The sequence below is a fragment of the Leclercia sp. CFBP8987 genome (assembly GCF_034044995.2).
Lineage (GTDB): Bacteria > Pseudomonadota > Gammaproteobacteria > Enterobacterales > Enterobacteriaceae > Enterobacter > Enterobacter tamurae.
The window spans coordinates 1,993,801-2,013,701 of record NZ_CM188255.1 but is presented as its reverse complement, the minus strand read 5'-3'; the positions used below and the strand labels follow the sequence as shown (position 1 = coordinate 2,013,701).

The window sequence follows — 19,901 nt, the reverse complement described above, 5'->3', positions numbered from 1 at the left end:
TCTGTACTACGCACGTTATTTTTATTTTATTTAGGTAAAACAATTGAGTATGCGAATGCTATTTTCCATATACATTCACAAAACTAATGAGTCAGGGGTATGCCTGAGCTACTGATTTGCTCATTTTGCGTTTTCAACCACACTTATTTTTCATGGATTAATAACGCGCGTGCCTGAGACGATTGTCAGGCAGGCAAAAAAAGGGTGAGCATTGATGAAAAGGATCGCCATTATCGGCGCAGGGCCGACCGGCATTTATACGTTTTTTTCACTACTGAACCATCGGACGCCGCTTTGCATCACTGTTTATGAGCAGGCTGAAAAAGCCGGGGTTGGCATGCCCTACAGCGACGAAGACAACTCAAGGCTGATGCTGGCCAACATCGCCAGCATTGAAATTCCGCCCATCTTTTCCACCTATATTGACTGGCTGCGTACCCAGGACGATGCCCATCTGGCGCGCTACGGTGTGGAGAAATCGACCCTGCACGTGCGCCAGTTCCTGCCGCGCATCCTGCTGGGGGAATATTTCCGCGATCAGTTTGTGCAGCTGGTCGAGGAGGCGAAAAAAGCGGGCTTTGAAGTGGAAGTGCGCGAGTCCTGCCAGGTCACCGACGTGGAGGCCACGCCTGAGGGAGTTAATCTCTGGGCCGAGGGTGAGCCGACACCGAAGCAGTTCGATCTGGCGGTAATTGCCACCGGGCACGTCTGGCCGGATGAGGAGGCCGCATCGCGATCCTTCTTCCCGAGCCCGTGGTCCGGGCTGATGGAGGCCAGAATCCCCGCCTGCGACGTCGGCATTATGGGCACCTCGCTGAGCGGGCTGGATGCAGCGATGGCGGTGGCCGTTCAGCACGGCACATTTATTGAATCCGAAGATGAACAGATCCAGTTCCGGCTGGATGAGGGCAGCGAGGCGCTGAAGATTGTGCTGATGTCCCGCTCGGGGATCCTGCCCGAAGCCGACTTTTACTGCCCGATCCCCTACGAGCCGCTCACCATCGCCACGGAAGCGGCAATCGATGCCGCTATCGAACAGGGCTCAGAGGGATTACTGGATCGCATCTTTGACCTCATTGTGGCCGAGCTGCTGCACGCCGACCCGCAGTGGAGCAAGGCGGTGGCGTTAGAGACCCTGACGGCTGACACCATCCGCGAGGCCTGGTTTGCCGACCGGGAAAAACAGGGCCCGTTCCGCTGGGCGGTCTCTAACCTTGATGAAGTGGAACGCAACAAGCGCGACAAACGCACGGTGCCGTGGCGCTACACCATCCTGCGGCTGCATGAGGCCGTGGAGAAGATTGTTCCCCATCTGACTGAAGAGGACAGAGAGCGCTTTAAGGTCGGTCTGGCGCGTATTTTCATCGACAACTATGCGGCGATCCCCTCCCAGTCGATCCGCCGTCTGCTGGCCCTGCGCGAAGCGGGCGTTATCAGCATCCTTACCCTGGGTGCTGATTATGAGCTGGCGTTGAAAGAGGATCGGACGGTGATCCATGTCGAGGGCGAAGCCTGGTATTTCGATGTGTTTATTGACGCGCGCGGGCAGCAACCGCTCAAAACCAAAGACCTGCCGTTTCCGGTCCTGCGCCACCAGCTGGAGTCCGCCGGAGAGGATATTCCCGATGTCGGGGACGATTACACCCTGCTGGCCCCCGACTACCTGCGCGGGAAAATTGCCTTCGGTGCCCTGCCGTACCTGATGCACGATCGCCCCTTTGTGCAGGGGCTGGTGGTGTGCGCCGAGATTGGCGAGGCGATGGCCAAAGCCGCCGTGCAACCCGCCTCGCGCGTGCGCAGATGGCTGCGGTTTACTCCAGACTGAAGGCGGTTTCGCAGGCAGCGGCCAGCGCCAGTAAGGAGGATTCATCTCCGGCGCAGGAGAGTATTTCGAGCCCTACGGGGAAGCCGGTTTGCGTGCGATCGCAGGGAAGCGTGATGGCAGCAAACCCGCTGATGGCCGCCAGTTCGGGGCCACAGCCGGGGGGCATTTTCTCAAGGCTGTCGGCAATCCGGCTCACCGTTGGGTAGAGAAAACCGTCGAACCGCCCCTGCTCTGCCACCTGCCCCAGGGCCTGTTGCAGCCGACGCCGCAGCTGCCGTCCGGCAAACCACTCCGGCGTTTTTAACCTCTCGCTGGCGAGCATCCGGGTCAGGAGCGGCATAAACTCCGGCAAAAATTGCCCGGAGGCAACAATCCCCCGGAGCCCCGCAGGCGCGCCGGGCTGCCGCTGTAACCAGACGTCAAACCCCACGCGAAACTCATACAGGCTCAGACAGGTCGCTTTTGCCAGTTCAGGCAGGACCGGCAGGTCAATCTCCACGATCGTCGCGCCGTGCCGCCTCAAGGTGGCGATGGCGTCATGCCAGACGGCCAGTTGCTGAGGATCACGCCCTTCCAGGGCGCGGACAACGCCTAACCGCACGCCTTTCAGCGACAGAGGTTGAACAGTGTCAGGCGTCTGGCCATGGATAATCGCGTGCAGCAGAGCCGCGTCCTGGACGCTGTGCACCATCGGCCCTACCGTGTCTTTACTCAGGGAGAGCGGCGCGATGCCCTGCATTTGCGCCCTGCGTACCCGCGGCCTCAACCCCACCAGTCCGGTATAGCTGCACGGGATCCGGATCGAGCCGCCGGTATCGGTGCCGAGCGCACCTTCCGCCATCCCGGCCGCCACCGCCGCCGCGCTTCCCCCGCTGGAGCCGCCTGCGGTGATACCCGGAAACTGCGGGTGATGCACATCCCCGCCCAGCGTGCTGCGGGAGCGGACGTCGAAGGCAAACTCGGACATATTCGCCCGGGCGAGAATAATCGCTCCGGCCTGGCGCAGCCGACGCACCACCAGCGCATCCGTTGTCGCCCGTAGCTGCGCCAGCGCGGCGCAACCTAATGTCAGGGGCAGCCCGGCGCAGGCGATATTATCTTTGACGATCAGCGGCACACCGTGCAGCGGGCCTAACAGATTACCATCACGCCGCTGCCTCTGGCGCTCAGCGGCCTCAGCAAGGGCATTCGGGTTGATCCCGAGAATGGCGTTCAGCTGCGGGTTCGCATCAATAGTCGCCAGCCGTCGGGTTATCTCCGCCACACAATCCGCGGGGGGGATCAGCCGTTGTTTTTTCATAGCATCCTTTAGCCTGCCGGAGGCCAGGCTCGCGCCCGACCTCCTGTCGCCTTTAGTCGCGCAGCCCGGAGGTGATGGCATCCAGTGCCTCTGGACGCAGACGGATCTCCGCCGCACGACGGTGGCCCTGCATCCCCTCGGTACGGCTCTGGCGGATCGCCGGTTCGGCAATGGCAGCGATACCCTGCTCGTCGATCCACTGATGGGTGCAGATCTTAACGTAAGCCCCTACCCACAGCCCACCGGTATAGCGCGCCGCCGCCATGGTCGGCAGAGTATGGTTGGTGCCGCAGCATTTATCCGAGAACACCACGCTGGCATTCTGGCCGATAAACAGCGAGCCGTAATTGCGGATTTTCGCCGCCGTGCCGTGCGGATCCCGGGTATGGACCTGCAGATGCTCGGTGGCCATGTAGTCTGCGAAGGCGATCAGCTGCGCTTCGCTGTCACAGACCACAATTTCACCCTGACGACGCCAGGCCTCGCCCGCCGTGGCGGCGGTAGGCAGGTTTTTCAGCTGGCGTTCGATTTCTGCCAGGGTACCTTCGGCAATCGCCCGACTGGTGGTCGCCAGCCCGACGCGGGTATGGACATCATGCTCGGCCTGGGCCAGCAGGTCGGCGGCAATAATGCGCGCATCGGCGCTGTCGTCGGCGATAGTGAAGATCTCGCTCGGTCCGGCCAGGGCGTCGATCCCCACCTTGCCGAATACCTGGCGCTTGGCTTCGTTCACAAAGGCGTTGCCCGGCCCGACGATTTTATCCACCGCCGGGACGCTTTCGGTGCCCCAGGCCATGGCGGCGATGGCCTGCGCCCCGCCGATTTTAAAGATCCGATGCGCCCCGGCGAGGTGACAGACCGCAATCATCGCCGGGTGCGCCGCGGGTGGCAGACAGGCAATGATCTGCTCACATCCGGCCACCGTCGCCGGCACGATGGACATCACCGGCGCGGAGAGGATCGGGTAGCGGCCTCCGGGGACGTAACAGCCCACCGTCTGGACGGGGATAATGCGGTGCCCCAGATGGACGCCGGGCAGGGTTTCCACCTCCAGCGGCTGCATGGTGGCGAGCTGGGCTTCGGCAAAGCGGCGCACCTGCTGGATGGCAAACTCGCTGTCGCGGCGGGTCTGGGGATCCATCTCCCTGAGCGCGGTCTCGATCTCCTCAGCGCTGACTTCAAACTGCGCCGGCACCACCTTATCAAACTGCTGAGAATAGCTTCTCAGGGCCGCGTCGCCGTCAGCTTTTACGCGCTCAATAATGGCGCTCACCGTGTCGGTTAACGACCTGTCGGCCTGCGCATCCTGCCCCTGAGGACGTTTAATCCAGCTCACCTGGTCAACAATTGACTGTACAGACATTACGCTTCCTCCATTTGACCCAGTTTGATTTGCGCCAGCAGCGCCAGGTGATCGTAAACCACCCACTCGTCGACGATTTTGCCGTTGATAATGTGGTAGTGAGACATGCCCATCACGAACAGGCGTTCACCGGTCGGTTTACCCAGCTCGCCGTAGCCCAGATGATGCCCCTCAATAATCCAGCGCACCGCCACCTTGGTGCCGCCCTCCTCGCACGGGTTGGAGCAGATATGCTGCGGCAGCCAGGCGCCGTCCGGGATCATGCCGATCAGGGCCAGGGTCTGATGGGTGACCGACGCCGTGCCGTACAGCTCTTTCATCAGCGGGCCGTGCCACTGGACGTTCGGGGCGTAGACCTCTTTGATCTTGCCCAGCATCCGGCGGTTGTAGATTTCGTGCAGCCAGCGCAGGCACTGCTCTTCGGTGTCGGTGTGGGCAATGGAGACGTCGCAGACCATTTCCGGCGGATACTGCCCCAGCATGCGGCCGTTTTCGCCGATGTCGGTGACGCGAAAGCCCTTGTCGAACTGCTCTTTCGCCATGTTAAAGGCGATCTCGTCGGTATTGAGCCCGAGCTGCTTCATCAGCGACATGTTGTCGCTCACCACCCACTCCCGGTAGATCTTGTTCTCGTGGATCATGCAGTCGGCCACGGTGCGGGTGACGAAGGTGCGGTTGGTCGGCTTGCCGAGGTGGCTGAACTGAGTATGACGTCCGCTGCCGGTCACCAGGTGCGAAGTATAGAAACCGTCCACGTCGTTACCATTCCAGATCACCTGGGTAGCCATGCCGCGGCGCTCCGGGAAGGCCACCAGACGCTGAAGGGTATCCTGCACCACCTGCTCGCGGGTATAGAGCGTGCCCAGCGCGTTATATAACACACAGTTGTGGGTATAGTGGGTGTAAATTAATCCCACATCGCGTTCATCCCATATTTTATGGGTACAGCGAACGATGTAATCGACAATATCGGTATAACACTCATCGAATCCACGTAATGATTGTACGCGCGGACGTTTCTCCGGGACTAAATCAATAAAGTCCCGGCGTTCAATTTGTAATACCGGTTCGTCGCGGGTAAGTTTACTGTTTTTTTCAGGTACGGCTGGCGCTTTATTTGTTGCTTCGGTTGAAGACATATAAACTCCTGCATCTATTTTCAGACAATACGATCCCGCACCCGGAATGGATGGAGAAGAGAGCCGCAACAGATATTGCGGCAGAATTAAAAACGTTTTTTAGATAACGATATTTCGCTTAATTAACGAGTTGTGACCAGATAGCTAATTCATCAATGCCTAAATATTCGCGAATAATTAACCCATCGCGTAATTCCAGCTGGCTGATACCGGTAATAGAGACCGGTTTACGGGTCGGTACGCCAAATTTTCCGTAGCCGTCGTGCCAGGTCAGCAGCGACCAGCGCAGGGAAATGCGCACCGGCTCGTTGGGGTCCCGACGCACGATCAGGTGGTGCAGCTGCACTTCGCTGTCGGCAAAGGAGGCCCGGTAGCCCGACAGCAGCGCGGCGATCTCCTGCTCGCCGGTACCGATGCAGTGCCCCGGCGCATAGAGCGTGGCGGCTGGATGGTACAGGCCCGGCACGGTGCCGCTGTTGCCCCCCGCCCACATCGTCAGATAGCGCTCCACCACGCCGGCAATCGGCCCGTCGACATCGTCGCCTTCAGGCCCACCCGCCCAGCGCGCGTCGAGGGTTTCCGCGCTTTCACGCACCATTCCCAGCTGATCCTGCATCACGCCCAGGTTGCGCGCGAACGCCTGCACGTTGAGTCCTAACTGGGCCACAATCGCCGCCCGGTCCTGCAGGAGCCACTCCTGGCGCACGGCGCCCTCGGCGCAAATCCGGTCGGCCCAGGTACGCACCCAGACGGTTTTCCCGGTTGGCGGGCCGAAGAAGCCCTCCCCCTGATGGCGGATGCAGGCAATCGTGCGCTGGGCAGCGTAATGCTCATCCCCGGGGTTTTGCGTCGCCAGAATGTCTTCCGTCAGCACGGTACGCTGGGGGAAGCTGTGCATCGCCTCCAGGGTCAGGCGCATAAACTGCGAGAGATCGTTAAGCTGCTTCTCCGGGGTGATAAACACCACCGGCGTGGCGTAAAAATCGGCCAGCTGGCCAATGTCCTTCTGCTCCCAGACCACATGCGTCAGGGTGAGAATAAACTGCTGGATAGAGTCGAACTGGGGGCTGAATCCCGGCAATCTGCTCATTTGTCCTCCTGGGTCTGGAACACGTAATTACCCTCTGCATCAATAGTGCCCGTATGCGGGCGGCGCGCAGAGTGGCGTACCACCAGCCTGCCCGGGACGATGACCTGTTCAGGTTCGATAGTGCCGCTGTCGATCTGCTTCATCAGTAGCTCCACCGTGGCCTCAACCATCGCTTCCACCGGCTGCGAGGCAGAGGTTAAGGCGTAGGATGCCCAGCCGGACGGGCCAATATCGTCGTAGCCAATGATCGAGACGTCCTCCGGGATGCGCAGGCCAAACTCGTACCGCGCCACGTCCATCACGATGACAGCCATATGATCGTTGGCGACGAAAATGGCATCCGGCGCGGGCGTGGCAGAAAAGAGCGCGTATGCCGCCCGGGCAGTCTGCTGCGCATCGTAATTACCGTTAACCACCCGGACGTCGTCAGCCCCCAGCTCCTGCAGCGCCGCCAGATACCCGTGCTGGCGAGCTATGTTGACGGACGAGTCCGCCACGCCGCCCACGTAAGCAAAGCGCTGATGACCAGCGGCCAGTAAAAATTCAGCAATCTGGCGGGCAGCCGCCTCGTTATTGCTGTTGACGCTGGAGGCCATGCCGCTCTCTTCGCTGCGGTTAAACAGCACCACCGGGATCCCGGCAGCGAGACACTCCTCGGAGAGATCCAGCGACAGCGTCACCGAAGCCAGCACGATGCCGTCCACGCGGTACTGCATAATCTGGTCGAAAATCCGATCCACGTTCCCCTCGCGATCGCCGACAAACAGCAGCAGGTGGTAGTTGAGGGTGTCCAGCTTTTGCGCCAGCGCCTCCAGCACCTGGGGGTAAAACTGATTATCAAAATAGGAGATCACCACCCCGATGATCCGCGACCGGGCGGTGTTAAGCGAACGCGCAATGGCGTTCGGCCGATAGCCCAGCTCCCGCGCCGCCTTGAGCACTTTTTCACGCGTGGCCGGCGAGATGCTGGCCCCCGGCGTGAAGGTGCGCGACACCGCCGACTGTGATACGCCCGCCAGCTGCGCCACCTGCTGAGAGGTCACCGCTGTAAAAGTCTTACGTTTCATTGCCCTGAGTCCTTATCCCTTTCGCTTCCCCATTCTGGCACAGATTCAAGGCGTTAAGCCGATCACCTGCGATGTTCCCCCGCAAAACTGTGCCTCAGGAAGCGGGTACTTTTTAGTCTTACACCATCTTTGCATGCGTATGCAACAACCTAAATTATTTTTTTCACAATGGTGACAAACGACCTTTACAAAATTGAAACCTTTTCGTAACTTCAATTTTTGAATACGTATGCAGCGCAGTTTTCACACCGTCAATGGTACCGGGCAGATTGGGCAGTCACCAAAAGGAGTGAGCCGGTAAAAGTTGTACTTGACTGGTTTTAACCCATTACGTTTTAAGAGGTTCACAACCATGTTTCGAGCACTGTTACGCCGACCGGAAGCCCGGCTGTTCTTTATCATCAGCGTGTTGTTTTTTATCTGTATTCATAGCATCGATGCGTTTCTGGCCCCGATGATGATTAATCAGGGGATGGAGCCGCAGGTGATGGGGATCATCATGGGGGCCAGCGGGCTGGCGACCCTGCTGATCCGCTTCCCGCTGGGGATTGTCTCCGACGTGGTGAAGAGTCGGAAAATCTTTATCCAGTTCGCGCTGGTCCTGCCGATCATCGCCTGGCCGCTGGCCTGGCTGGAGCCGAATGCCATTACCCTGTATCTGGCGAAAGCGGCGGACGGGGTGACTGCCGCCACCTGGGTGCTCTACAACATCCTGTTTATTCGCTACTTTGATCGCAAAGAGGCCCCCGCTGCCGTGGCGCTGCTGGCGCTGGCCGGGCCGGTGGGGGTGTTTCTCGGCAACTGCATCGGCGGCCTGTTGATTCACTATTTTGATAACAACATCGCCTTCTTCGTCTCCTGCGTGTCGGCGCTGGTGGCGCTGTATCTCACCACCCGCATTCGCGATGTCCACGACCCGGTCAAAGCCCCGACGCTGAAAGCCTGTATCGCCGGAGCCCGCCTGCAGCTGGCCGACCGTTCGGTGTGGCTGATCGGCATTCTGGCGACCCTCGTCATCCTGGTGCCTTTTGCCACCCGCGATACCCTGACGCCGATCTACGCCGAGCAACTGGGCGGGCGGGCCGGAATTTTAACCCTGCTGAGCAACATCCATCTGATCTTCTACGCTCTCGCCATTGCCCTGTGCAGCAGCGTGTTCTACCAGCGCCTGGGCCTGATGAAGACCGCGGTGCTGGGCATTGTGCTGCAGGTGGTGTCGACCTTTGGCATCCCCTTCACCAGCAATCTCTATCTGATTTATCTCCTGCAGGCGCTGGCCGGCTTCTCCTTCGGGATGGCATTCGCGGCCTTTATGTCCCTGAGCGTGGTTAACACTACCTCCGATGAGCAGTCGACGCGGATGGGGCTGTTCCAGACAATCTACTCCTGCGGCATGTTTGCCGGGCCGGTGATCATGGGGGTGATGATGCAGCACATTAATCTGTCGTCCGGGTATCTGTTTATCGCCGCCCTGTCGATTGTCGCGGCAATTGCCACCCCGCTTTCGGTGCGCTGGGTCTATTCCCGTAAAACACCGGCCACGGCTGAATTATCTCTTAACAGTTCCCTCGCGCCCGCGCGCGACCAGTAATTTTTATTACCGATAAATTTATCCCGGCCCGCCGGGAGGGTACCCCTCATCATAAATAGAGAAGGAAGATAGTGTGGCTTATATACTTAAAACCAGTAAACCGGTTCAGGAACGTCAGGATGCGCAGCGACAAATAAGGGAAACGGTAGAGCTTATCCTTGCGGATATTGAAAAGCGCGGCAATAAAGCCATTCGCGAATTATCCATTAAGTTTGACCGTTATGACCGGCAGGATTATCGCCTCAGCGATGCAGAAATTAATGCCTGTATCAAAAAATTAAGCCGTCAGGATATTCACGATATCGAATTCGCCCAGGAGCAGGTCTTTAATTTTGCTCGCGCGCAAAAAGCATGTCTGCTTGACCTGGAAATTGAGACCCGCCCCGGGGTGATCCTCGGCCATAAAAATATTCCGATTAACGCGGTGGGCTGTTATGTCCCGGGGGGGAAATATCCGCTGCTGGCCTCGGCGCACATGTCGATTATTACTGCCAACGTGGCGGGCTGCTCCCGCATCGTCAGCTGTGCCCCGCCGTTCGGCGGCGAGCCTGCCCCGGCGATCGTAGCGGCGCAGAAAATGGCCGGCGCGACCGAGATCTACGCCCTTGGTGGCATTCAGGCGATTGGCGCGATGGCGCTCGGCACCGATTCCCTGGCCCCGGTGGATATGCTGGTCGGGCCGGGTAACGCCTTTGTGGCGGAGGCCAAGCGCCAGCTGTTTGGCCGGGTAGGGATTGATCTCTTCGCTGGCCCCACCGAAACCCTGGTGATTGCCGACGACACCGTCGACGCCGAGATCTGCGCCACCGATCTGCTGGGACAGGCTGAACACGGGGTCACCACCCCGGCTATTCTGCTGACCAACTCAATGACCCTGGCCAAAGAGACGCTACGGGAGATTGACCGCCTGCTGGAAAAACTGCCCACCGCCGACATCGCTCGCCAGGCCTGGCACGACTACGGGGAGATCATCGTCTGCGACAGCTACGACGAAATGCTCGCCGAAGCGGATCGCATCGCCTCTGAACATGTCCAGGTGATGACCGACCGCGACGACTGGTTCCTCGCGAACCTGACCAACTTCGGCGCCCTGTTCCTCGGCCCGCGTACCAACGTCGCTTACGGCGACAAGGTGATCGGCACTAACCACACCCTGCCGACGCAAAAGGCGGCGCGTTACACCGGCGGCCTGTGGGTCGGCAAGTTTATGAAAACCTGCACCTGGCAGAAGGTGCTCAGCGATGAAGCCACCGCCGAGATCGGCAGCTACTGCTCGCGGCTGTCGCTGCTGGAGGGCTTTGCTGGTCACGCCGAGCAGGCCAACGTTCGCGTGCGCCGCTACGGTCAGGTGGAGGTACCTTACGCCACTCCGGCCCCGGTCAGAGAGAAGGTATAACCCATGACCTTTCCTGAGATGCCCTCCTTTGGCCTGCACGGCAAGCGCGCCCTGGTGACGGGCGGCTCCAGAGGGTTGGGGTTCGCCTGCGCCGTCGCCCTGGCCCACGCCGGGGCACAGGTGTGGATCGCCGCCCGGGATCGCCAGGGGCTGGACGGTGCCGCCACCCTCGCCGCGGAACATGGGCTGGGGCTGCACCCGGTGGCGCTGGATATCACCGACGTGGCGCAGGTTGAGTCGGCGCTCGCCGGGCTGCCCGCGTTCGACATTCTGGTGAACAGCGCCGGGCTGGCGCGCCACGAACCATTTCTGGCCGTCAGTGAGGAGAATTTCGATGCGGTGATGGCGATTAACCTGCGGGCCACCTTCTTTATCAGCCAGCGGGTGGCGGCGCGGATGCGCGACCAGCAGATCGCCGGGTCGATCGTTCACCTCTCCTCGCAGATGGGGCACGTCGGCGGTCCGCGGCGCAGCGTCTACTGCGCCTCCAAATTCGCCCTGGAGGGTCTCACCAAAGCCATGGCGCTGGAGCTGGGCGAGGACGGGATCCGGGTCAACACCCTGTGTCCGACCTTTATCGAGACCGCGCTCTCGGCACCGTCGCTGGCCGACCCCGAGTTTCGCCGCTACGTGCTGGACAACATCAAGCTGCCCCGGCTGGGCAAGGTGGAAGACGTCATGGGGCCGGTGGTGTTTCTGGCCTCCGATGCCGCGGGGATGATCACCGGCAGCGCGCTGATGGTCGACGGCGGCTGGACCGCAACGTGAGGACGGAGATGGAGACAGATAATCACGCCCTGCCGCTGGTCCTGCTCGGCGGCACGCTCTGTAACGCCCGGCTCTGGCAGCCCGTTCTGGCCCGGCTCAATCTGTCAGCCGTGATCTGCCCCCGGCTGACGGCGGACACGTCAGCGGAGCAGGCCTCGCAGCGGCTGCTCGAACAGCTGCCACCGCGCTTTCTGCTGGCCGGGTTTTCGCTGGGGGCGATTGTGGCGCTGCAGATGGTCGCCGACGCTCCCGGACGCATTGCCGGGCTGGCGCTGCTGTCGGTCAACCCCCTTGCCGATAGGCCGGAAAATGGCGCCCTGCGGCGCGAGGCGGTGAACGTCGCCCGACAACAGGGGCTGACGACGTGGCTTTCTGGCGCTTTATGGCCGAAGTATGTCGCGCCGTCACGCACCGACGACCAGGCCTTACAGGATCTGATCTGCCGGATGGCAGAGGAGAGTGGCCTCGATAGCTTAGTGACGCAGACCGAGATTGCCATTACCCGACGGGACAATCGCGAGGCGCTGGCCGCCCTTGCCTGCCCGATCATTATTATCAACGGCGTGCACGACCCGATCTGCACGCCCCACCACCACCAGCTGGCTGCACAGAGCGCCCCGCAGGCGAGATGCGTTACCCTCGCCGCGGCCGGGCACTTCACCCTTCTCGAAGTACCCGATGAGGTCGCGCCCCCGCTAGGCCAGTGGATTCAGGAGTGTTCCAGTGCGTAAAAACAGACTCAGGGCGGTGCAAGAAAACGCCGCCATTATCAACGGCTGGCTGGCGATCCCCTCCAGCTATAGCGCCGAGATCCTCGGCCATCAGGGCTATGACGCGGTGACCGTCGATCTCCAGCACGGGATGATCGACTTCGCCAGCGCGCTCGCCATGCTGCAGGCCCTCTCCGCTACCCCGGCGGTGCCGCTGGTGCGGGTGGCCGATAACGATCCGGCGCAGATCATGCGCATGCTGGATGCCGGGGCCTACGGCATTATCTGCCCGATGATCTCCACTCCGGAAGAGGCCCGACGCTTTGTCGCCGCCTGCCGCTATCCGCCGCTGGGCAATCGCTCCTTCGGTCCGGCCCGCGGCTTGCTGTATGGCGGGGCCGATTACCCTCAGCACGCCAATGATGAAATTCTGACCCTGGCGATGATCGAAACCCGCGAAGGGCTGGCGAACCTCGATGCCATTCTGGCCACCGAGGGGCTGGACGGGGTGTTTATCGGCCCTAACGATCTCTCCCTCACCCTGACCGGCAGCGCCAGCGCTGAATCCCGTCACCCGGAGATGCTGGCGGCCATTGAGCTGGTGGTCAGCCGCTGTCGTCAGCAGCAAAAAATCGCCGGGATCTTTTGTACCTCCGGCGAGGCCGCTGCCCGCCGTATCAGCGAAGGCTTCCAGTTTGTCACCCCCGCCAACGATGTCATGCAACTTGGCCGCGCCTCACGCGAAGCCGTCGCCCAGGCGCGCGGCAACGCGATCCCCACCACCGGCGCATCAGGCTATTAACAGGAGAGAATAATGAAAGCACGTCACATTACCCCGGAACAGGCCAGAAGCCGTCTGGTTGCCCCCGAAGATATGGTCTCCTGCAATCTGGCGTTTATCGATTGCAAACTTCCCGGCTCGCACCTGAAGCAGAACTACTCCTTTATTGGCCCGGGCGTGACCCAGTCCTCGGCCCAGGTGGTGAATATTCCGGAACCGCACGGGTTTAACATCGGTGCCGCGGCGATGCCGAAAGGGGTGACCAATAACCTGCATCTGCACTTCACCGCCGAAGTGTTTTTGATCTATGAGGGGACCTGGCGATTCCGCTGGGGAGCCAATGGCGAAAACGAAGCCGAGTTCAGCGCCCCGGCCATTCTCTCCATTCCGACCTGGATCTTCCGCGGCTTTACCAACGTCAGCAAAGAAGAGACGTCCGGCATGGTCTACACGGTGCTTGGCGGGAATAATACCGGGGGGATCATCTGGCATCCGTCAATTCTGAATGCGGCCAGCGAGTACGGCCTCTATCTGAGCAAAGAGAACATGCTGATCGACGTCAACGCGGGGGATACCCTGCCGGAACCGGGAGGGCTGCTGGCCCCGCTGCCTCCGGAAGAGATCGCTGCCCTGCGCCACTACTGTGTCGACGAGATGCGCCAGCGGGCGGTCACCGGTGAGGATCGCCGCTGGTCTGCGGCGGGGTTACTTGATTCGGTGCTGCCGGGCCACGGGGGGGAGATTGCCCCGGTGATTGGCTTCGGTATCAGCCAGGATAAACACGCCGGGCCCGCTATCGTCAATCCGCACGGCTTCTCGGTGGAGTGGCTGCGCCTGAAATCCGATCATGTGGTCGGCCGCCACCTGTGCCCGGACGTGCAGGTGATCATGGTCTTTAAGGGCACCCTGGAGGTGACCTGGAACCTGGAGGGCGAAGAGGTGAGCATTATCGCCCCGGAACGCTCGGTGATTTCGGTCCCGGAGAACAGCTGGCGGCGTTATCGCGCCCTGGACGGCGACATGGAGTGCATTCTCACCACCCAGGGCGATCAGCGTAAGCGGGTTTACTGGGATGAGAGGATCCTGGAGCAGGCCAGAGCGGCCAATCGCTGCCTCGATCCGGATGGCTACGTGACGGCGGCGGATCTGCTGCCGGAGACGGCGAAGCGGGCAGGTATGAGGCTGGAAGTGATGCCTTAAACGGTTGCAGGGCGGGAAAACCCGCCCTGCACGCTGACGATTACTCGAAGTAAACGCCAGGATTGTCTGACAGAGAAATGAAGGTTTTCGAATCTTTATCCAGGGCGAGGATTGCCCCGCTTTCAATATCGTAAACCCAGCCGTGCAGGCGGATGGCGTTGTTACGCAGGCCGACCGCCACCGAAGGGTGAGTTTTGATGTTGCTCAGCTGGGCGAAGACGTTTTCCTGCACCATGGCATTCACTTTGTCAGTCGGGTTATCCCAGGTTTTATTCTCCACCACCGCTTTCGCGGCATCGGAGTAACGCAGCCAGTGGGATACCGCTGGCATCGGATCGAGGTTGGCGTTGTCGGCAATGGCCTTCATCGCGCCGCAGTTAGAGTGGCCGCAGATCACGATGTCGGTAACGCCCAGTGCCACCACCGCGTATTCGATGGTTGCGGAGACGCCGCCTGGCTCAGGCCCGAACGGCGGCACGATGTTGCCAGCATTACGAATGACAAAGAGCTGTCCCGGATCCTGCTGGGTCACTAACTCCGGCACCAGACGGCTGTCGGAACAGGAGATGAAAAGCGCTTTGGGATTCTGGCTGGAGGCCAGACTGCGGAAGAGGTCTTTACGTTGCGGAAAAACTTCTTTTTGAAAGCTGAGAAAACCTTCAATGATATGTTGCATAGCAATGTCTCATTTTATTGTGATTGTACAGGCATGATCGAGATCACGGTTTTTTGAGTTTACCCACCGTCCCCGAGTTCAGACAAGCAATATATTTCTGGACCGACCGCATGACAATCTCCCGCGCATTGGTGGAAATGTTCTGTCCTTCAAAGGCGCCGTAGAGCCGTTCAAAGCGCACATTCTCCAGACGCGCGGCGATCGCGCTTACCTCATCTGCCGGCAGCGGGAGCATATTCGGGTAGCTCCACATAAAGGAGACCGCGTCTTTTCCGGGGGTCACCTGCAGGATATCCCCCGCCAGCAATACGCCCCCCTCGACATTCCAGTGCAGCACCGTCCCACCCGCAAAGTGACCGCCCAGCCGCAGGAGCGTAACGCCAGAGGCGATCTCGAGGGAATCCCCCTCCCAGAAGCGCAGGGCGGGACTGTCCCGCATCACCCACTGCCGATCGCTGGCATGCAGATACACCGGGGCATTAAAGGCCGCGGCCCACTCCTGCATGGTGGTGTAGTAGTGCGGATGGGAGATGGCGATAGCGTCAATCCCGCCCAGCGCCGACACCAGGGCATGGGTGGCGGGATCGAGGTTGGCGATGCAGTCCCAGAGCACATTGCCCTGCGGGGTACGTAGCAGGATCGCCCGCTGGCTGATGGCAAACGCCGGGACGGTTTTGATGCTCAGAAGGTTGGCCTCAAGCTGTTGCCACTTATTGGTGTGGGTGGTGGTCAGGGTGGCGAAATCGACCCATTCCTGCCCCGTCGCGGGCACGTACTGGCGTTCATCCTCGCAAATGGCGCACTGTTGCGGTTCGAGGTCATAAGACGTGCCGCAGGTTTTACAGATGGCGATCATGACTCCTCCTTTGTCGGATAAGTGATGAGTATGGCAAGGATTATCCTTATGTGCGCTGGGGTGCCTCAGGCTATGGTTTTGCTCTATAATACGACCTGGAACAAAAACCGAACAAAGCAGGTAAATGATGGAAATTGATCTCAACAATCTGGTGTTTGACGGGCTGGATGAAGCGGAAGAACGTAACGCAGAACGCCTTGAAGATGCGGATAAAAAAGCCCAGGCGATTGTAGCGGACGATGACTGCGGCGACGCCTGCAAGATCTGATGTAAAAAGCCGGGTGTTGTAGGCCGCCTTACCCGGCCTACAACACCCGTAGCAATTAATTATTACGACGTAGTCATACTGTCGATTGCTTGCTGGGCGCAGGCTTCATCCAGATGCCCACCCGGCGCGCCGCCAATCCCGATGGCACCAATCACTTCATCCCCTTCCTTAACCGGTAAACCACCCGCCAGCAGCAGCAGGCCCGGGATATCACGCAGGTTCTGTGCTCCCGCATTGCTTTGCGCGGACTCCATCACTTTACCCGAGGCATTTTTGGTACTGAGCGCGGTAAAGGCTTTCATCTCGCTGGCTTTCAGGGTGTGCGGACCGGCGTTGTCGGTGCGCTGAACCGCTTTAAACACCCCGGCACGATCCACCACCGTGACGCTGACCTGATAATTTTTGCTCGTACAGGCCTGAATGGCCGCGCTGGCTAAAGCGTTCGCCTGAGTCAGGGAGAGACTTTTTTGCGTCACGGACTGGGCGTGCGCCGATACGCTGACCATCCCGGCTACACACACTGCTGCCATCATTAACTTTTTCATCGCACATCCTCGGGTAAGTGGAAACAGATGCAGCGTACCGATATGCGTACTGAAATGTTATTCGGTCGATTACGCAGTTACCCTGGTAGTTCTACGGATTGCAATTTGTCGTATTCCCGAATGGCCTGCACCAGGCTGGAGACCCCCAGCTTGACGAACACCGCGGCGCGGTGCGCCTCCACCGTTCGGGGCGAGAGGTTCAGCCGGGCGGCGACCTCTTTATTACTGCTCCCTTCCATCAGGGCCAGCAGCACCTCGTGTTCCCGGGCGGTAAGCTGCTCAAACAGCGCTCTGACCCGTCTGGCCTCCTGCCAGCGCCCCACCCGCTGCTGGCTCTCGGCCAGCGCGGCGGTAATGGATTCGATCAGCTTGTCAGCATCCAGCGGCTTGGTGAAAAACTCAAACACCCCGTTATGAAACGCCCGCCGACAGGCATCGATAGTGCCGTGGCCGGTCATCAGGATCACCGGCAGCAGCGGCCAGGGCCAGGCCCCCTCCTCCAGCCAGGCCAGACCGCCTTTGCCCGGCATACGCATGTCCAGCAGCAGGCAGCCGGTCAGGGCCTTTTCGTCGCCGTGGGCGGCGGTAAAAGCTGCAATACTCTCGTAAGGTTCAACGCGCCAGTGCATCCCGGAGAGCAGAAAAACCAGCGACTCCCTGACCGAGGCATCATCGTCAATTAACCAGATGACGTTATCCATTTTCCTGACTCCCGTGATAAGCAAACTGCAACCGGACCCTGGCCCCGCCCTGCGGGGCATTATCCAGGGTCAGGGTGCCATTCATTCTGGTGACTAATGACTCGGTTAAGGTCATGCCCAGGCCGATGCCGCCCTGCCGCCCGCTGTAAAAGGGCATAAAGGCGTTGAGTAAGGCCTCCGGGGTAAAGCCCGGCCCGCCGTCAGTGATCTCTATCCTGATAAATTCGCCGCTGCGCTGGCTGTGGATATGCACCCAGCCCGCCACCCGCTCCTGCTGCGCCTGGATGGCGTTGCCGAGGAGGTTGTGCAGCACCTGCTCCAGCCACAGCCGATCGGCGCAGAGCGTGCGAGCATCGGGGGCAAAATCATGGGTGAGACGAATATGTCGGGCGGTGCGCTCGTGCTCCAGCAAGTCGCCGACCTGCTGCCAGCAGCTGGCCAGATCCACCTCGCCCAGGTCCACTCTCTCCTCGGTGACATGTTCGCGAAAGCGGGTCAGCAGCTCGGCTATCCGCTGAGTCTGTACCAGCGCCGAGCCGAGGGCCTGGGATACCGCCTCGGGATTGCCCTGATGCAGCTGGCGCTGGGCCCCCTGGATCCAGGTCTGCACCGCCGTCAGGGGCTGGTTAATCTCATGCACGATCCCGGCGGTGATCTCCCCAAGGGTATTGAGCCGGGCATGCTGATAGTAGCGTGCGCGCTGGTCGGCGTTCTGGCGCTGCTTACGCTGCCAGAGGATCACCCCACTCGCCGCAATCACCCCGGCCCATCCCAGCCACAGCAGCATAAACGGCACCGGGGCAACGTTCAGCCACGCCGGTCGGGCTTCAGCCCGCAGGATAAAGGGTTGAGCGTGTTGGGAGAACTGCCGCTGCCAGTGCCAGAAGGCCTCTTCGGAAGGGGGCGATGCGTCGCCACGCAGATCCAGACTGAGGCGGGTAAAGTGCGGCCAGGCACCGATGACCGACCGGGTATCGATCAGCACCCGGATCTGACGCCAGGGGTTATAGAGCCAGTATTGCGTGTCGCTCATAGGTTCAACCCGCGCGGCGTCGAGGGCGCGCCCCTGGGTCTTTTGCAGGTCGCGTATTTGCGGGAATTTTTTACGCAGCGCGGCCAGATCTTCATCGCCATTCAACAGGGGCAGCACCGACTCATTCTGGGTGAGGACCGCCCCGGTTTCAGCAAAGGCGGTGGCAAACGTCCGGTCCAGATCCCAGAACTGACGGCGGATCTGTTCGGCATACAGCAGGACGCTGCTCAGCAGACAGGCAATCAGCCAGATCAGAAGCCCACGTTTTAAAAATTTTCGGTTGTTCATTTAGTTAACTGGCGCTGGAAAGGACGCCAGAGACCTTAGCAGGAAGCTAAGCCGGGGACAAAACTTGCGGAGATTTTTGGATGTTAGCGTCCAGAATGGCGGGGCGTGCGCGAAAGAACGCACACCTCATTCCAGTAAGTTTCCCGCACATGGCGGTGCTCAGCGTTGCGTTTGCTCATGGAACCACTCCGGATCGATATTGGCGATGTCCACGCCATACAGGCTGGCAACCGGCAAAATGGCTTCAATAATACGCTGCGCGCTGTTCTCTTCCGGTTTTGCGGCAAAAAACCGCCGTAACGTACTCATCAGTTTGCCCATTGCCTGTTCCTCATCTGTTCAGCCTGAATGCAGTAAACCAGCAATCTGCCCGCGGTGGAAATGCCGATTCCGGCAATAGTAAAGACGATATTGGCATTTGGCGGTCGGGGTCGGTTATGGGAGCGTAACAGGACAAAACAAAAAAACAGACTCAGAGGAACTTATGGCAATACAGACAAAACTGGCGCTGGCACTTGGTTTGCTGGCCGCAGGCGGGATCGTTTCTGGTCAGGCGCAGGCAGATCAACTGGCCGATATCAAGGCGGCGGGGGTGGTGAAAGTCGCCACCTTCGATGCCAACCCGCCGTTTGGCTCGGTGGATGCCAAAAGCCACGAGATCGTCGGCTACGACGTGGATTTCGCTAAAGCATTAGCCAAAACGCTGGGGGTCAAGCTCGAGCTGGTCGCCACCAACCCGGCGAACCGCATCCCGCTGCTGCAGTCGGGCAAGGCGGATCTGATCGTGGCGGATATCACCATCACCCCGGAGCGCGCGCAGGTGATCGATTTTTCCACCCCCTATTTCGTGACCGGGCAGCAGTTCCTGGTTCCGGCCAAAGGAGCGGATAAACTGGATGCCTATAGCAAGGCGCGTATCGGGGCGGTAAAGGGCACCACCGGGGAGCAGGCGCTGCATCAGCGTTTCCCGCAGTCCCGCGTGCTCTCCTATGACGATATCCCGCTGGCGCTGACGGCGTTGCGCAACGGCAACGTGCAGGCCATCACCCAGGACAGCACCATTCTGGCGGGGCTGCTGGCCCAGGCGCCGGACAAAGCGAACTTTAAAATTCTTCCTGACCTGCTGAGTAAGGAGGAGATCGGCGTCGGGGTGAAGAAGGGCGAAACCGCGCTGCTGAAAGTGGTGAACGACGAGCTGGTGAAACTTGAGAGCAACGGCGAGGCGGCGAGGATCTACGATGTCTGGTTTGGACCGCAAACCCCCTCCCCGCAGCCTCGCGCCTTTAAAATAGAAGCCCAGTAAG

General features: G+C 60.2%; 20 protein-coding genes. 9 read left to right on the top strand and 11 right to left on the bottom strand.

Going from position 1 to position 19,901, the window contains the following annotated elements:
* Nucleotides 1–214 precede the first annotated feature (214 nt).
* Nucleotides 215–1,825 carry an FAD-NAD(P)-binding protein gene (locus tag SOM40_RS09650; protein ID WP_320456984.1) on the top strand — a complete coding sequence of 537 codons (1,611 nt, stop codon included), beginning with the start codon at nucleotides 215–217 and terminating at the stop codon, nucleotides 1,823–1,825.
* Here SOM40_RS09650 and SOM40_RS09645 read toward each other — a convergent pair.
* From SOM40_RS09645 to SOM40_RS09625, 5 genes are all read right to left on the bottom strand, one after another.
* Nucleotides 1,812–3,125, bottom strand: a complete 1,314-nt coding sequence (locus SOM40_RS09645) for an amidase (RefSeq protein ID WP_320456985.1) — start codon at nucleotides 3,123–3,125, stop codon at nucleotides 1,812–1,814. The genes SOM40_RS09650 and SOM40_RS09645 overlap by 14 nt on opposite strands.
* A 52-nt stretch (nucleotides 3,126–3,177) precedes the next feature.
* A complete protein-coding gene (gene hisD / locus SOM40_RS09640) occupies nucleotides 3,178–4,488 on the bottom strand; it encodes a histidinol dehydrogenase (protein ID WP_320456986.1) in 1,311 nt (436 codons plus the stop codon).
* Nucleotides 4,488–5,627, bottom strand: a complete 1,140-nt coding sequence (locus SOM40_RS09635) for a nuclear transport factor 2 family protein (RefSeq protein ID WP_225758969.1) — start codon at nucleotides 5,625–5,627, stop codon at nucleotides 4,488–4,490. Before SOM40_RS09635 ends, hisD (SOM40_RS09640) begins: the two co-directional genes overlap by 1 nt.
* A gap of 118 nt (nucleotides 5,628–5,745) precedes the next feature.
* Nucleotides 5,746–6,717, bottom strand: a complete 972-nt coding sequence (locus SOM40_RS09630; RefSeq protein ID WP_320456987.1) for a nuclear transport factor 2 family protein — start codon at nucleotides 6,715–6,717, stop codon at nucleotides 5,746–5,748.
* Entirely contained in the window at nucleotides 6,714–7,784 is a 1,071-nt protein-coding gene (locus SOM40_RS09625; RefSeq protein WP_320456988.1) for a LacI family DNA-binding transcriptional regulator, read from the bottom strand. The genes SOM40_RS09630 and SOM40_RS09625 overlap by 4 nt, the downstream gene beginning before the upstream one ends.
* Before the next feature lie 352 nt (nucleotides 7,785–8,136).
* On the opposite strand from SOM40_RS09625, the gene SOM40_RS09620 reads away from it, so the two are divergent.
* The 6 genes from SOM40_RS09620 to SOM40_RS09595 all read left to right on the top strand — a co-directional run bounded on the left by SOM40_RS09620 (nucleotide 8,137) and on the right by SOM40_RS09595 (nucleotide 14,230).
* On the top strand, nucleotides 8,137–9,375 hold the full coding sequence (locus tag SOM40_RS09620) for an MFS transporter (protein ID WP_106993677.1): 1,239 nt from the start codon (nucleotides 8,137–8,139) through the stop codon (nucleotides 9,373–9,375).
* Between the two features lie 73 nt (nucleotides 9,376–9,448).
* Entirely contained in the window at nucleotides 9,449–10,771 is a 1,323-nt protein-coding gene (gene hisD / locus SOM40_RS09615; protein ID WP_312996274.1) for a histidinol dehydrogenase, read from the top strand.
* 3 nt (nucleotides 10,772–10,774) lie between these two features.
* Entirely contained in the window at nucleotides 10,775–11,539 is a 765-nt protein-coding gene (locus SOM40_RS09610) for an SDR family NAD(P)-dependent oxidoreductase (RefSeq protein WP_166182270.1), read from the top strand.
* 8 nt (nucleotides 11,540–11,547) lie between these two features.
* Nucleotides 11,548–12,270 (top strand): alpha/beta fold hydrolase, encoded by a 723-nt coding sequence (locus SOM40_RS09605; RefSeq protein WP_320456989.1) that lies wholly within the window; start codon nucleotides 11,548–11,550, stop codon nucleotides 12,268–12,270.
* Nucleotides 12,263–13,051 (top strand): HpcH/HpaI aldolase family protein, encoded by a 789-nt coding sequence (locus SOM40_RS09600; protein ID WP_320456990.1) that lies wholly within the window; start codon nucleotides 12,263–12,265, stop codon nucleotides 13,049–13,051. The genes SOM40_RS09605 and SOM40_RS09600 overlap by 8 nt, the downstream gene beginning before the upstream one ends.
* Before the next feature lie 12 nt (nucleotides 13,052–13,063).
* Nucleotides 13,064–14,230 carry a cupin domain-containing protein gene (locus SOM40_RS09595; RefSeq protein WP_320456991.1) on the top strand — a complete coding sequence of 389 codons (1,167 nt, stop codon included), beginning with the start codon at nucleotides 13,064–13,066 and terminating at the stop codon, nucleotides 14,228–14,230.
* Nucleotides 14,231–14,270: 40 nt separating this feature from the next.
* On the opposite strand, the gene SOM40_RS09590 is transcribed toward SOM40_RS09595, so the two are convergent.
* On the bottom strand, nucleotides 14,271–14,906 hold the full coding sequence (locus tag SOM40_RS09590; RefSeq protein ID WP_106993672.1) for a carbonic anhydrase: 636 nt from the start codon (nucleotides 14,904–14,906) through the stop codon (nucleotides 14,271–14,273).
* Between the two features lie 43 nt (nucleotides 14,907–14,949).
* A complete protein-coding gene (locus SOM40_RS09585; RefSeq protein WP_320456992.1) occupies nucleotides 14,950–15,762 on the bottom strand; it encodes an MBL fold metallo-hydrolase in 813 nt (270 codons plus the stop codon).
* A gap of 127 nt (nucleotides 15,763–15,889) precedes the next feature.
* Here SOM40_RS09585 and SOM40_RS09580 point away from each other — a divergent pair, with 127 nt between their 5' ends.
* Complete coding sequence (locus tag SOM40_RS09580) at nucleotides 15,890–16,030, top strand: hypothetical protein (RefSeq protein WP_032617828.1); 141 nt, start codon at nucleotides 15,890–15,892, stop codon at nucleotides 16,028–16,030.
* A gap of 62 nt (nucleotides 16,031–16,092) precedes the next feature.
* Here SOM40_RS09580 and SOM40_RS09575 read toward each other — a convergent pair whose 3' ends face one another.
* The 4 genes from SOM40_RS09575 to SOM40_RS09560 all read right to left on the bottom strand — a co-directional run bounded on the left by SOM40_RS09575 (nucleotide 16,093) and on the right by SOM40_RS09560 (nucleotide 18,918).
* A complete protein-coding gene (locus SOM40_RS09575) occupies nucleotides 16,093–16,575 on the bottom strand; it encodes a GlcG/HbpS family heme-binding protein (protein WP_320456993.1) in 483 nt (160 codons plus the stop codon).
* A gap of 77 nt (nucleotides 16,576–16,652) precedes the next feature.
* Nucleotides 16,653–17,276: a response regulator transcription factor gene (locus SOM40_RS09570; RefSeq protein WP_262673315.1), complete on the bottom strand. Its 624-nt coding sequence runs from the start codon at nucleotides 17,274–17,276 to the stop codon at nucleotides 16,653–16,655.
* Nucleotides 17,269–18,597, bottom strand: coding sequence for a sensor histidine kinase (locus tag SOM40_RS09565; RefSeq protein WP_320456994.1), 1,329 nt, complete (start codon nucleotides 18,595–18,597; stop codon nucleotides 17,269–17,271). Before SOM40_RS09565 ends, SOM40_RS09570 begins: the two co-directional genes overlap by 8 nt.
* A gap of 159 nt (nucleotides 18,598–18,756) precedes the next feature.
* Nucleotides 18,757–18,918: a hypothetical protein gene (locus SOM40_RS09560; protein ID WP_312077677.1), complete on the bottom strand. Its 162-nt coding sequence runs from the start codon at nucleotides 18,916–18,918 to the stop codon at nucleotides 18,757–18,759.
* A 163-nt stretch (nucleotides 18,919–19,081) separates the two neighbouring features.
* Here SOM40_RS09560 and SOM40_RS09555 point away from each other — a divergent pair, with 163 nt between their 5' ends.
* On the top strand, nucleotides 19,082–19,900 hold the full coding sequence (locus SOM40_RS09555; protein ID WP_320456995.1) for an ABC transporter substrate-binding protein: 819 nt from the start codon (nucleotides 19,082–19,084) through the stop codon (nucleotides 19,898–19,900).
* Nucleotide 19,901 lies beyond the last annotated feature (1 nt).

Coding starts and splice junctions, on each gene's coding strand:
- hisD (WP_320456986.1), bottom strand. CDS start 4,488: ATGTCTGTACAGTCAATTGTTGACCAGGTGAGCTGGATTAAACGTCCT.
- SOM40_RS09580 (WP_032617828.1), top strand. CDS start 15,890: ATGGAAATTGATCTCAACAATCTGGTGTTTGACGGGCTGGATGAAGCG.
- SOM40_RS09560 (WP_312077677.1), bottom strand. CDS start 18,918: ATGGGCAAACTGATGAGTACGTTACGGCGGTTTTTTGCCGCAAAACCG.
- SOM40_RS09630 (WP_320456987.1), bottom strand. CDS start 6,717: ATGAGCAGATTGCCGGGATTCAGCCCCCAGTTCGACTCTATCCAGCAG.
- SOM40_RS09620 (WP_106993677.1), top strand. CDS start 8,137: ATGTTTCGAGCACTGTTACGCCGACCGGAAGCCCGGCTGTTCTTTATC.
- SOM40_RS09590 (WP_106993672.1), bottom strand. CDS start 14,906: ATGCAACATATCATTGAAGGTTTTCTCAGCTTTCAAAAAGAAGTTTTT.
- SOM40_RS09595 (WP_320456991.1), top strand. CDS start 13,064: ATGAAAGCACGTCACATTACCCCGGAACAGGCCAGAAGCCGTCTGGTT.
- SOM40_RS09565 (WP_320456994.1), bottom strand. CDS start 18,597: ATGAACAACCGAAAATTTTTAAAACGTGGGCTTCTGATCTGGCTGATT.
- SOM40_RS09570 (WP_262673315.1), bottom strand. CDS start 17,276: ATGGATAACGTCATCTGGTTAATTGACGATGATGCCTCGGTCAGGGAG.
- SOM40_RS09605 (WP_320456989.1), top strand. CDS start 11,548: ATGGAGACAGATAATCACGCCCTGCCGCTGGTCCTGCTCGGCGGCACG.
- SOM40_RS09575 (WP_320456993.1), bottom strand. CDS start 16,575: ATGAAAAAGTTAATGATGGCAGCAGTGTGTGTAGCCGGGATGGTCAGC.
- SOM40_RS09650 (WP_320456984.1), top strand. CDS start 215: ATGAAAAGGATCGCCATTATCGGCGCAGGGCCGACCGGCATTTATACG.
- SOM40_RS09635 (WP_225758969.1), bottom strand. CDS start 5,627: ATGTCTTCAACCGAAGCAACAAATAAAGCGCCAGCCGTACCTGAAAAA.
- SOM40_RS09625 (WP_320456988.1), bottom strand. CDS start 7,784: ATGAAACGTAAGACTTTTACAGCGGTGACCTCTCAGCAGGTGGCGCAG.
- SOM40_RS09610 (WP_166182270.1), top strand. CDS start 10,775: ATGACCTTTCCTGAGATGCCCTCCTTTGGCCTGCACGGCAAGCGCGCC.
- SOM40_RS09645 (WP_320456985.1), bottom strand. CDS start 3,125: ATGAAAAAACAACGGCTGATCCCCCCCGCGGATTGTGTGGCGGAGATA.
- SOM40_RS09585 (WP_320456992.1), bottom strand. CDS start 15,762: ATGATCGCCATCTGTAAAACCTGCGGCACGTCTTATGACCTCGAACCG.
- SOM40_RS09555 (WP_320456995.1), top strand. CDS start 19,082: ATGGCAATACAGACAAAACTGGCGCTGGCACTTGGTTTGCTGGCCGCA.